Origin of the sequence: Nocardia sp. NPDC127606 (assembly GCF_042671725.1) — a bacterium.
In the GTDB taxonomy this organism is placed as follows: Bacteria; Actinomycetota; Actinomycetes; order Mycobacteriales; family Mycobacteriaceae; genus Nocardia.
Genome location: NZ_JBHXWQ010000001.1, coordinates 454,944 through 467,029, shown reverse-complemented (window position 1 = coordinate 467,029; position 12,086 = coordinate 454,944). Strand labels below are relative to the sequence as shown.

12 protein-coding genes are annotated in these 12,086 nt (G+C 67.9%); 9 read left to right on the top strand and 3 right to left on the bottom strand.

The window, feature by feature from the left end; all coding sequences use genetic code 11:
- Positions 1-131 precede the first annotated feature (131 nt).
- From ACFVJ5_RS02225 to ACFVJ5_RS02185, 9 genes are all read left to right on the top strand, one after another.
- Positions 132-1,118 (top strand): zinc-binding dehydrogenase, encoded by a 987-nt coding sequence (locus tag ACFVJ5_RS02225; RefSeq protein WP_379218094.1) that lies wholly within the window; start codon positions 132-134, stop codon positions 1,116-1,118.
- A 167-nt stretch (positions 1,119-1,285) separates the two neighbouring features.
- Positions 1,286-1,732, top strand: coding sequence for a PaaI family thioesterase (locus ACFVJ5_RS02220; protein ID WP_379218093.1), 447 nt, complete (start codon positions 1,286-1,288; stop codon positions 1,730-1,732).
- Positions 1,733-1,753: 21 nt separating this feature from the next.
- Positions 1,754-2,605 carry an alpha/beta fold hydrolase gene (locus ACFVJ5_RS02215; protein WP_379218092.1) on the top strand — a complete coding sequence of 284 codons (852 nt, stop codon included), beginning with the start codon at positions 1,754-1,756 and terminating at the stop codon, positions 2,603-2,605.
- A gap of 88 nt (positions 2,606-2,693) precedes the next feature.
- The gene (locus ACFVJ5_RS02210) at positions 2,694-3,917 is read left to right on the top strand and encodes a cytochrome P450 (RefSeq protein ID WP_379218091.1); all 1,224 of its coding nucleotides are present in this window, start codon (positions 2,694-2,696) and stop codon (positions 3,915-3,917) included.
- A gap of 288 nt (positions 3,918-4,205) precedes the next feature.
- A complete protein-coding gene (locus tag ACFVJ5_RS02205; protein WP_379218090.1) occupies positions 4,206-5,327 on the top strand; it encodes an ABC transporter ATP-binding protein in 1,122 nt (373 codons plus the stop codon).
- Positions 5,328-5,363: 36 nt separating this feature from the next.
- Positions 5,364-6,734 (top strand): ABC transporter substrate-binding protein, encoded by a 1,371-nt coding sequence (locus ACFVJ5_RS02200; RefSeq protein ID WP_379218089.1) that lies wholly within the window; start codon positions 5,364-5,366, stop codon positions 6,732-6,734.
- Positions 6,731-7,588, top strand: coding sequence for a metallophosphoesterase (locus ACFVJ5_RS02195; protein ID WP_379218088.1), 858 nt, complete (start codon positions 6,731-6,733; stop codon positions 7,586-7,588). Before ACFVJ5_RS02200 ends, ACFVJ5_RS02195 begins: the two co-directional genes overlap by 4 nt.
- Positions 7,589-8,536, top strand: coding sequence for a carbohydrate ABC transporter permease (locus ACFVJ5_RS02190; RefSeq protein WP_379218087.1), 948 nt, complete (start codon positions 7,589-7,591; stop codon positions 8,534-8,536).
- The gene (locus ACFVJ5_RS02185) at positions 8,526-9,338 is read left to right on the top strand and encodes a carbohydrate ABC transporter permease (RefSeq protein ID WP_062983216.1); all 813 of its coding nucleotides are present in this window, start codon (positions 8,526-8,528) and stop codon (positions 9,336-9,338) included. The genes ACFVJ5_RS02190 and ACFVJ5_RS02185 overlap by 11 nt, the downstream gene beginning before the upstream one ends.
- A 9-nt stretch (positions 9,339-9,347) precedes the next feature.
- On the opposite strand, the gene ACFVJ5_RS02180 is transcribed toward ACFVJ5_RS02185, so the two are convergent.
- The 3 genes from ACFVJ5_RS02180 to ACFVJ5_RS02170 form a co-directional block, all read right to left on the bottom strand.
- Positions 9,348-10,277, bottom strand: a complete 930-nt coding sequence (locus ACFVJ5_RS02180; RefSeq protein ID WP_378627250.1) for a LysR family transcriptional regulator — start codon at positions 10,275-10,277, stop codon at positions 9,348-9,350.
- Between the two features lie 107 nt (positions 10,278-10,384).
- A complete protein-coding gene (locus ACFVJ5_RS02175) occupies positions 10,385-11,056 on the bottom strand; it encodes an O-methyltransferase (protein ID WP_379218086.1) in 672 nt (223 codons plus the stop codon).
- A gap of 48 nt (positions 11,057-11,104) precedes the next feature.
- Entirely contained in the window at positions 11,105-12,085 is a 981-nt protein-coding gene (locus ACFVJ5_RS02170) for a hypothetical protein (protein ID WP_379218085.1), read from the bottom strand.
- Position 12,086 lies beyond the last annotated feature (1 nt).

Below are 12,086 nucleotides of genomic sequence, written 5' to 3'. Positions count from 1 at the left end.
GCTCTCAGCCCTGCGAGGTATTGACAGCCGGGCCCGAGCAGGGGCATCCCTGAGCAACCCGATACCGGCACGGTGCCACAATGGAGCACGATCACGCTCGGCAGGGACTCGCAACCACCACGGAGGCGGACATGCAGGCAGTTGTCATCGACGAATTCGGCGAACCGAAGGATGTGCTCACCGCGCAGCAGGTGCCCACCCCGGAGCCCGGGGCGGGTGAGGTGCGGATCGCGACGTCGCTGTCGCCCATCCACAACCACGATCTGGCGATCATCCGCGGCGTCTACGGCTATCGGCCGCCGCTGCCCGCGATCCCCGGAACCGAGGCCGCCGGCGTCGTCGACGCGGTCGGCCCCGGCGTCGACGCACTCCAGGTCGGTCAGCGGGTGGCGATCGCCGGCGTCCGTGGCGCCTGGGCGGATTCCTTCGTCGCCCGCGCCGCGCAAGCGGTGCCGATGCCGGATTCCGTGCCCGACGAAACCGCCTGCCAGCTGCTCGCCATGCCGCTGAGCGCCCTGATGCTGCTCGACGACCTGCAGGTGCGGGCCGGTGAGTGGATCGTCGTGAACGCCGCCAACGGTGCGGTCGGTCGCCTGCTCAACCTGTTCGCGAAGGAACGCGGAGTGCGGGTGCTGAGCCTGGTCCGCGGCCAGTCGTCGGTGCAGGCGCTGGAAAGGCTCGGCTACGGTCCCGTGCTCGACACCGAATCGGTGGGCTGGCTCGCCACCGGCGCCGACATCACCGGCGGCGAACCGATCGTGCGCGCCGTCGATCAGGTCAGCGGTCCGGCCGCGGGCGATCTGATGGCGCTGCTCGCCCCGCGCGGTGAACTGATCTCCTTCGGCGCGCTGTCGGGCAAACCGCTGATCATCGACACCGGCGCCGTCATCTTCAAACAGGCGGTGGTGAAAGGGTTCTGGGGCCAGCAGCGCAGTTCCGACATCGACCGCGCCGATTACGTGCGGTTGATCACCGAACTCGTCACCCTCGCCGCCAACGGCACCCTGCGCCTGGATGTCCAGGCCGATTTCGCGCTCGAGCAGGCCGCCGAGGCCGCTGTGGTGTCCGAAACTCCCGGCCGCAACGGCAAAGTGGTTCTGCACGCCGGAACTCGCTGAGCGCTCGGCCGGGCGGGAACGCGCCACTCGCCCGGCCGAACTCTTTCCAGACTCCCAACAGCAGGCGAAATTTCCGCGATGGGCTGTTCCCGCGCGCCGTCAGCGGGCAGGATTCGCCGCAGGAGGAGCGGCGACGCCGCGCCGCTGCCGAGCAGAGGACTGAGCCGATGACCGCAGCACAGGCCCCCAATCCCGACTTCGCACAGCTGGTTCCCAGCGTCGTGCTGTCCATGCCCGCCGCCGCGCACCTGGGTTTCCATTTCAGCCGGGTCGAGCCCGGCGACGTCGAGATCGTGCAACCACACCGGCGCGAACTCACCCAGCACGACGGCTATTTCCAGGGTGGGGTCCTCGGCTCGCTCGCCGATTTCGCCGCCGGTTCGGCCGCGGGCACGCTGCTGCCCGTGGGCTGGGTGAACATGACCATCGACTACACCGTGAAGATTCTCGCGCCCGCCAAAGGCCCGAACGTGGTCGCCCGCGGCCGGGTGATCAAGCCCGGCGCGCTGCTCACGATCGCCGCCGCCGACGTGTTCTCGGTGGAGGAAACCGGCGAAATCCTGTGTGCCACCGCGCTGGTGACGATGCGCAACGTCCGCCTCGCGGCGGCCTGAGTACCGGCGGCGAGTGACCCCATGCCGATCATTTCGCTCGACGGTGTTCGGATCGCCTACACCGACACCGGCGCTCCCGCAGGCAAACCCGACGTCGCCACCGTGGTCTTCGGCCACGGGTTGCTGTTCGGTGGCTGGATGTTTCGCGCGCAGCTCGAGGCCCTGCAAGGCGACTATCGGTGTGTCACCCTCGACTGGCGCGGTCAGGGCGATACTCCACCCACCGACGACGGCTATGACATGGACACTCTCGCCGCCGACGCGGTGGGCGTGATCCGCGCTCTCGACGCGGGCCCCGTGCACTGGGTCGGGCTGTCCATGGGTGGCTTCGTCGGCCAACGATTGGCCGCCAGGCACGGCCACCTCCTGCGATCGCTCACCCTCCTGGACACCAGCGCGCGAGCCGAGGATCCCGCCAAGATCGGCGAATACCACCGGCTGGCCCTGGCGCTGCGCTGGTTCGGCATCCGACCCATCGCAGGCCGGGTGGCCACGCACCTGTTCGGCCCCTCTTTTCGGGCCTCCGACACCGGCAAGGAAGTCGTCCGCGAGTGGTCGCGTCGGCTGGCCGGGATCGACCGTGTCGGTACGCGAAACGCCGTCCACGGTGTCACCGAACGTGGCTCCGTCGACGCCGAACTCGCGGCGATCACCGTTCCCACCCAGATCATCGTCGGCGAGGACGACGCCGCCACCCCGCTCCCGCATGCCCGCCACATCGCCTCGCTCATCCCACATGCCCAGCTCCACACGATCCCCGCATGCGGTCACTCGAGTTCCCTGGAACAACCGGAAGCCGTCACCGAACTCCTGCGCGGTTTCCTGGTATCGGTCGAGTCGAGCACCTCGACGACGGAGCCACACCCCACCTGATCGCGAATTCGCGGTCGTCACAAGGTGTTCCGTGTACCGATGTCCACGGTCGATGCGCGTTCGGCCCGGCGCGGGTACCGTCGATTCGATGGCCGACCGCACCGCTTCCGCCCCAGTCGAGTCCATCGGCGCCGACTTCTTCGACGATCCGCACGCGCAGTACCGCCGGTGGCGCGCCGAGGGTCCCGTCCATCGGGTTCGCTTCCCCGACGATGTCGTCCGCTGGGTGGTCGTCGGCTATCCCGAAGCCAAGATCGCGCTCGCCGACCCGCGCTTGCGCAAGGATGTCGTCCAGATCGACGCGATCCTGCACACCAAGCGTGACACCAGGGCGACGGACCCGAATATCGTCGCGCTCCTGAGCCATATGCTCGGCACGGACCCGCCCGCGCACACCCGTCTGCGCAAGCTCGTGAACAAGGCTTTCACCAGCCGCCAGGTCGCCCTGCTGCGACCACGCATCGAGCAGATCACCGCGTCGCTGCTGGACGGGATGGGTGATCGCGACGAGGTCGATCTGATGAACGATTTCGCCAATCCCCTTCCGGTGACGGTGATCTGCGAGCTTCTCGGTGTCCCGTTCGAGGATCGCGCGGATTTCCAAGCCTGGACCAAGGCCCTGGTCACGGTGGTGGGCGAGGGCGAGGAGGACGAGCGTCCCACCGCGTCGGCCGCGATGGTCGGCTATCTCGCGAAGCTGGTGCGCACCAAACAGTCCGCGCCCGCCGAGGATCTGCTGTCCCAGCTGGTCCTCGCCGACGACGAGGGCGATCGGCTCACCGATCAAGAACTGGTGTCGATGGCGTTCCTGCTGCTGGTCGCGGGCCACGAGACCACGGTGAACCTCATCGGCAACGGCGTCCTGGCCCTGCTCCGCCACCCCGAACAGTGGCAGGCCCTGCGCGCCGACCCCACCGGTGTCCCCGCCGCGATCGAGGAATTCCTGCGTTTCGACGGCCCTGTCGACATGGCCACCGCCCGCTACACCGCGGAACCGGTCGCGCTGGGCGACACCGAGATCCCCGCGGGCGAGATCGTCTACGTCGCCCTCTCGGCCGCCAACCGCGACCCCGCCCGCTTCGCCGCCCCCGACACCCTCGCCACCGACACCCCCACCGCGGGCCACCTCGCCTTCGGCCACGGCATCCACTTCTGTGTCGGCGCCCCCTTGGCCCGCGTAGAAGCCGAAATCGCCTTCACCGCCCTCCTCCACCGCTACCCCGACCTGACCCTCGCCCCCACCGCCGACCTCCACTGGCAAACCAGCACCCTCATCCGAGGCCTACTGGAACTACCGGTCCGGCTGCGCTGAGGTCTCGGCCGGTATCTGATTCGCACCGCACCTACCTGTGAGAAGACGGTGCCGGACCTCGATGATCCAAGCACTGACCGGCACCACGATGGAGATCAGCGCCCCGGGCGGGGCTTTCCACCATCGGCCGATCACCCGATGACAGGCTCGCCGAACCCCACCACCGAGTAACGATCGCAGCGAGCACCGATGGTGCCGTTCGTGGGTCGGTGGGGTCGAGACGATTGGACCGATCGACGTTCACTATCGCCCCGGCGCGGGGACCGTGGCGGGCTCGACACTGGGCGCATGGCACGACTGCAGATCGAAGCGGTGTCGAAGAAGTTCGATGCCGAGTACGCGGTGCGCGAGGTGAGTCTCGACATCGCCGATGGTGAATTCATGGTGTTGCTGGGGCCCAGTGGCTGCGGCAAGTCCACGTTGTTGCGGATGATCGCGGGGCTGGAGGAGCCGAGCGCGGGGCGGATTCTGGTGGGCGACGTCGACGTGACCGACGCGGCGCCGCAGCGGCGGGATCTGGCGATGGTGTTCCAGAGTTACGCGCTGTATCCGCATCTGTCGGTGGCACGCAATATCGGGTTCCCGTTGCGGGCGCGGCGCAGGCCGCGGGCGGAGATCGCGCAGCGGGTCGCCGAGGTGTCGGCGACGCTGGAGATCTCGGCGCTGCTCGAGCGCCGCCCGGTCGCGTTGTCCGGCGGACAGCGGCAACGAGTCGCGCTGGCACGCGCCATGGTTCGCGATCCCGGCGCGTTCCTGATGGACGAACCGCTGTCGAACCTCGACGCGAAACTGCGCAGCGCGACCCGCGCCGAACTGATCGCGCTGCACCAGCGCCTGGGCGTGACGTTCCTCTACGTCACCCACGATCAGGTCGAGGCGATGACGATGGCGACGCGCATCGCGCTGCTCAACCAGGGCCGCATCGAACAGTGCGGCACCCCGGAGGAGCTCTACGACCGCCCGCGCTCGACCTTCGTCGCCGGCTTCCTCGGCTCACCGCCGATGAACCTGTTCCCCGCCGTCGTCACCGCGAGCGACGGCCATATGACGGTGATGGCCGACGGCATCGATGCCGCGCTGGACATCTCCGAGGATTCCGGCGACGCCACCGCCGTCGTCGCCGGAATCCGCCCGGAACGCCTGCGGATCGACGACACCTCGACCGATGTCCGCGGGCGGGTCCGGATGGTCGAGAACCTCGGCAGCGAAGAACTCGTGCACCTCGAGTCCGGCCTCTGTGTGCGCGCGGCGCGACCGGCCGGTGTCCGGGTGGGCGAGGACATCGCCTGCCGCGTCGACCCCGCCGACATCCACCTGTTCGACCCCGACACCGGCCTGCGGCTGACGTGGCAAGCGCCCAGCTCCCCCGCGGAACCGGCCGTCGACGCGGCCGCGATTCCCGTCCCCTGATTTCGGCACCACCCCGATGAGAAGGATAGAACCACGATGAAACGCACACTGCCCGCGCTGGGCGTGGTGTTCACCGCCGCCCTCGCCCTCACCGGTTGCGGCCTCGGCACCACCGGGTCCACCGACGCCACCGCCACCGCGCAGATTCCCGAACTCGCTGCCGACCAACAGGTTTCGATCGTCTTCGAGTCCTACAGCTACGGTGTGGCGGGCGCCTGGACCGAAACCTTCAACGCCCTGATCGCCGACTTCAGCGCCAAGCACCCCAATATCAAGGTCACCGCGCAGAAGCCGCAGGGCAACAGCCCCAACCCGGCCACCGACACCGTTTCCAGCATCCAGAACCAGATGGTGGCGGGCACCCCGCCCGACGTCGCCCAGCTCGGCTTCTCCGACCTGGACTTCACCATTCACCAGCTCAAGGCCAAGCCGCTGGACCAGCTGGTCGGCGCGCCGGAAGTGAAGCAGAACTTCGACGGCGCCCGCCATGCGTACGCGCCCCGCGCCCGTACGCTCGACGACTGGGACGGCCACACCTACGGCGTTCCGTTCGTTTTCTCCACGCCCGTCCTGTACCTGAACGCGTCGCTGTTCACCGAGGCCGGTCTCGATCCCGCCAAGCCGCCCACCACCTGGGACGAGGTCACCACCGCCGCGAAGGCGATCGCCGACCGCACCGGTAAGGGCGGCGTCTACATCGACTGCCTGACCAAGACCGCCAAGGACTGGTGCTTCCAGTCGCTGGTGCGCTCCAACGGCGGCCGCGTGATCTCCGAGGATCGCAACACCCTCACTTTCGCCGACGCGCCCGCCGTCGAGGTCACCAAGATGGCGCAGAACCTCGTGAACACCGGCAGCATGCCCAAGCTCAATCAGAAGCAGGGCTACGAGGCGTTCGGTCGCGGCGAGATCGGCATGATGCTCGAAACCAGCGCGCTGCAGAGCGTTTTCGTCACCGGGTCCAAGGGCAAGTGGGACCTGCGTTCGGCGCCGATGCCCGGCTTCGGCAGCAAGCCCGCCGTCCCCACGAATTCCGGTGCGGGCCTGCACATCCTGTCCAACGATCCGGCGAAGCAGCGGGCCGCGTGGGAACTGATCAAGCACCTGACCAGCGAGGATTCCTACAAGAAGATCGCGCAGAACATCGGCTACCTGCCGCTGCGCACCGGTCTGCTCGAAGAAGCAGGCGGGCTCAAGGACTGGGCCGACCAGAACCCGCTGCTGCGCCCGAACGTCGCGCAGCTGGCGAACATGGAGCCGTGGGTGTCGATGCCGGGCAACAACTATCTGCAGATGCGTGACGGCATGATGGACGCCGTCGAGGCCGTCGTGTTCCAGGGCGCCGACCCGCAGTCCACGCTCACCGCCGCCCGCACCGCGGGCACCGAACTCATGCCGAAGTCATGAGCGAACTGACGATCGTCCAGATCACCGACACCCACCTGCGACCCGAGGGCGAACTGCTCCACGGGGTCGACACCGCCGCCAACCTGACCGCGGTGCTCGACCGGCTGCGCGACTTCGGGCAGCGCGTCGACGTGCTGATCTTCTCGGGTGATCTCAGCGACAACGGGTCACCCGAGGCGTACCGGCGGTTGCGGGCCGCGGTGGAGCCGGTCGCGGCCGACCTCGGCGCCGAGATCGTCTACGCGATGGGCAATCACGACGAACGCACCGCCTTCGGCGCCGAACTGCTCGGCCGCGACACGGTGGACCCGGATCTCCCGCACGACCAGTGCGTCGAGATCGCGGGCGTGCGGATCATCGTGCTGGACAGCACCACACCGTTCCAGCACGACGGCAAGCTGGAGCCGGAGCAGCTGACCTGGCTGGCCGAGGAGCTGCGCACCCCCGCCCCGCACGGCACCGTGCTGGTGGTGCACCATCCGCCGCTGCGTTCGCCGCTGGCCACCCTCGACTTCCTCCGGCTCAAGGATGCCGAGCAGCTGGCCGAGGTCGTGGCGGGCACCGATGTCCGGATGATCCTGTGCGGACACAACCACCTCACCGGCGCGTCGGCACTGGCTGGGATTCCGGTGTGGATCGGTCCCGCGACGGCCTACCGGGTGGACCCGATGGCTCCGGCGGGCAGGCACCGCGGATTCGTCGGATTCGGGTTCAGCCGCATCGACGTGATGGAGTCGACGGTGCTGGCCACCGCGATCGACGCCGCACCGGCGCCGAAGGTCTATGACCGGCCGGAGTCGGAGATGCTCGAGCAGATCGCGGCGATCGTCGCCGCGCGGGCGGCGGTGCGGTAGATGTTCGTCATCGATGCGCCGGTGTCGCCGATACCGCCGGTCGCGGCGACACCGGTGCGCCGGCGCCTCACGCGCCGCCGCGTGGCCCGGTTCGTCGCGCCGTACCTCTACCTGAGTCCGGCATTGTTCCTGCTGGTCGTGTGGACCTATCAACCGCTGGTGCAGGCCTTGCAGCTGTCCACCTACTCGTGGAACCTGCTGCCGACCGCGCCGATGACACCGGTGGGCACCGCGAATTACGAACGGCTGCTGGATCTTCCGGCGTTCTGGGGCGCCCTCGGTCGCACCGGGACACTGATCCTCGGTCTGTTGCCGTTCACGGTGGTGCTGCCGGTCGTGATCGCGATGGCGAGCAGACGGGTCACCGGTCGGGCGCGCACGATCTATCAGGCACTGGTCTTCGCACCGTTCCTGGTCGCGCCGGTCGCGGCGGCGGCGGTGTGGCGCTGGTTGCTGCATCCGGGGACGGGCTTCCTCGCCCAGGTGAGCGGTTCGAACCGCAACTGGGTGTACGAGACCGCGACCGCGCAGGGGGTGATCATCGCGATCACCGCCTGGCACCTGATCGGCTTCGCGGTGCTCGTGGTGTGGGCGGGCCTGGCCGGAATCAGCGGCGACTACGACGAAGCGGCCAGGGTCGACGGCGCCTCACCCGGTCAGATCCGGCGCTGGATCACGCTGCCGCTGCTCTCGCCCACCGTGCTGTTCCTCATCCTCACGACCGTGTTGCTCAGTCCCACACTGACTTTCCCGCTCATCGACTCGATGACCCAGGGCGGTCCCGCGCAGGCCACCACCAACATCTACTACCTGCTCTGGGACTACGCCTTCCACAGTTTCGACGCCGGTCTGAGTGCCGCGGCCGGTGTGCTGCTGTTCTTCGGCTTCGGTCTGGTGGCCGCACTGCTGGTCTGGATCTCGGAAAAGGTTGCTGTCCATGACGATTGAACGACTGCGCGGGGTGGGCAGCCACCTGCTGCTCGCCGCCACGGCGCTGGTGTGCGTGTTCCCGATCTACTGGCTGTTCGCGACGTCGCTGCGCCGACCCGAGGACGTCACCTCGCTGTCGCCGATCCCGTGGCCGCTGTCGACGGCCAACTACCTCGACGCGGCGCAGAAGGTCGACATCGCCGGTCTGATCGCCAACACGTTCTTCGTTGCGGTGCTCTCGGCGGCGGGCCAGCTCCTCATCGCGTTGCTGGCCTCCTACGCGTTCGCCATCTACACCTTCCCGCTACAGAACCTGCTGTATCTGGCGTTCGTCGGGGTGTGGCTGGTGCCGTTCCAGGTGACGATGCTGCCCAACTACATCCTGCTCAACCAGCTGGGCCTGATCAACACCCTGATCGGCGTCGTGCTGCCGACGCTGTGCTCGGCACTGGCGGTGCTGCTGTTGCGCCAGCACATGTCGGCGTTCCCGAAGGAACTCATCGCCGCCGCGAAGATCGACGGGCGCTCGTCGTGGTCGATCCTGTGGACCGTGGTGGTGCCGAACCTGCGACCCGCACTCGCCGCGCTCGGCATCCTGCTGTTCATCAACGCGTGGAACGAGTACTTCTGGCCCGCGGTCGTACTGCGTCAGTCCAACAGTGTGCTGCAGCTCGGACTGCGTAGTTTCATGGGCACCGAAGGTGATCAGTGGGGGCCGATGATGGCGCTGGCCGGTCTCGCCTGCCTGCCGGTGCTGCTGCTGTATCTGGTGCTGCAGCGCCACATCGTCAATGCGTTCGTGCGGTCGGGATTGAAATGAACGACGACTTCACGCCGTCAAAACCTGGTCGTCGGCCAGGGCAGGTGCCGTGGACGCGAGGCAATCCAGAAACATCGCCACCGCCGGATTCTGTTCGTCGGCCCGCCACACCACGTGCAGATCCAAGGTCGGGACCGGATCGACCAGTTTCACCGCCACCGGGTCGGTGTCCGAGGACCCCATACCCGCCGACACCGCCCGCGGCAGCGACGCGAATCCGACCAGCGGGCGCACCGAGACGATGTGGGCGGTGGCGCCCGGATCGTCGGCGATCTGGGTGATGTTCAGCGAGATCCGGGTCTGCGCGGCCGACCGCAGGATCGCGTCGTACATCGCCGGGCACTGATCGCGGGCGAACAGCACGCAGTCCTGGTCCCGCAGTTCGGCGAAGGGCACGTGTGAGCGGTGGGCCCAGCGGTGCTGCCGGCCGACCACCGCCACCAGCGGAATCCGGTGCAGCAGACGCCGGTACCGGAAGTCGGCGGTGCTGGGGTGGCCGTAGACCATGGCCAGGTCGAGGGATCCGTCGGCCAGGGCGGCCAGCTGCGGCCCGGTTCGCTTCTCCCACAGCGACACCGAGATGCCGGGGTGGCGGTCGGTGAGCTGGGCCAGCGCGTCGGGCAGGATGTGCTTGCTGGCGGGCAGGTTGTAGCCGACGTTCAGGCTGCCCGCCCGACCGGCGGCAGTCGCCTTCGCCGCTTGGGCGGCCCGGTCGAGCTGGGCGATGATCTGGCGGGCCTGCAGCTCGAATTCCCGGCCCGCCGGCGTCAGCCGCACCTCGTGCGAATTGCGCGCGACCAGCTGTACTTCCAGGGACTTCTCCAGTTTCTGCAACTGGGCGCTCAGGCTCGGCTGCGTCAGATGCAGGCGCTGCGCCGCACGTCCGAAATGCAATTCCTCGGCGAGCGCGATGAACGAGACGAGATGACGGAATTCCATGATGGCGGCTCCTGAAGTCGAACACTCCCACGCTAGCGGCAGCGAACAACCCTGCGATGAATCCCGGACGCCCGGCAATGACCCTGCGCATTGCCGGGCGGTGAAGATCAGGAATTCGGACCGTTCACCACGGCGTAGGCGAATCCGTCCCAACCTTTCGCGCCGACGGTCTGGATGACGGTCGCGTCGACGCTCGGTTCGGCGGCGAGCAGTTCGATCAGGTCGCGGCTGGCTCGGGCATTGGGATCCTCGGTCTGCTCGTCGGCCACCGCGCCCGCGCGCACCACGTTGTCGACGATGATCACCGAGCCCGGGCGGGTCAGGCGTAGCGCCCACTGCACGTAGTTGGAGTTGTTGACCTTGTCGGCGTCGATGAAGACCAGGTCGAACGGTTCGGTCAGATCCTCGGCGACACCGGGCAGGGTGTCCAGGGCCGCGCCCACCAGGATTTCGACGCGCTCCCCCACGCCGGCGCGGTCGAGGTTCTCGCGCGCGACCTTGGCGTGGCGGGGTTCGAATTCGAGGGTGACGACGAGACCACCGTCGCCGACCGCGCGCGCCAGCCACTCGGTGCTGTAGCCGCCGAGGGTGCCGATCTCGAGTACCCGGCGCGCTTTCGCGGTGCGGGCCAACAGGTTCAGCAGTTTGCCCTGGGGTGGGGAGACGTCGATGGCAGGCAGCCCCGCGTCGGCGTTGGCGGTGAGTGCGGGCGCTCCCTCGTCACCGACGAGCGTGGTGACGAGGTAGCTGTCGACATCGGCCCAATCGTTGATCGTCATAGACGCAGTCTGCCATCGAGCACGGGCCGGCACCGGCTCCCTCGTCCGCTACTTCGCGGTCTCGACCTCGGTCACGCCCTGGATGATCTTCACCGCGCTCTGCGCCAGCATCTTCGTATCGATCAGCGCCTGCGCCAGTTTCACCAGCATCTGCGAGACCGACACCGTGGCCAGCGAGATGTCGAGCAGCGCCCTGGCGATAAGCGCGGGGGTGGCCGTTCCGGCGGAGGCGATGAGCAGCGCGGTCATCTCGGCGAGCATGCCGGCGAGATTGCTCAGGATCTCGACCACGATCTCGCGCACTGTCTCGACGATGCCCTTCATCGCCGCGTTGCACTCCGACAGCACCTCGGCGACGGCCGCCTTCTCGGCGATCTTGCCCGTCAGCTCGGTCGCCTTGGCCACGTAGGCTTCGGCGGCGGCACCTGCCCATTCACCGATTCCGCTGTCGAGCGCGGTAGCCCACTCCTGCGCGGTGGTCGTCAGACTCTCGGCGATCGCCTTCCACGAATCCGAATACGCCTGGACCATATCCGGGCTGCCGGTGATCGATTCCAGTGATTTGCGCATCGGTTCGACGTGTTCGAGCATCCAGCTCATCAGTTGCGAACCGAGGAAGTTGAACGGGTCGAACTTCGCCAGTGTGGAGGTGCCCTTGATCGCCTTGCTGAACATCGTCGCCGCCGACGCCCAATCACCCGCGGTACCGGCCGCTTTGGAGATGGCGTCGACCTTGGTCATGATCGACCCGTCACCGGTCATCGCGTTGTAGAGGCCGAGGCCGTTCTCCCAGGTGTCACCCTGGAGCGTGCCTTTCATGATGCCCGCGTCGGGTTCCTCCCCACCCGTCGGCCGGCCCACATTGCTGAAGAGGAAGTTGCTTTCCTGGTAATAGGTGTCCCGATAGTCGACGCCGTCTTGGAGCAGGTCGTTCTCGGGAGCTTCGCCGTCGTCGAAGGTGCTCACCGTGCCGGGCAGGATGGTGTGCTCGTTGAGGAACGTGCCCGCCGCGTTGGGTCCGTCGGCCATG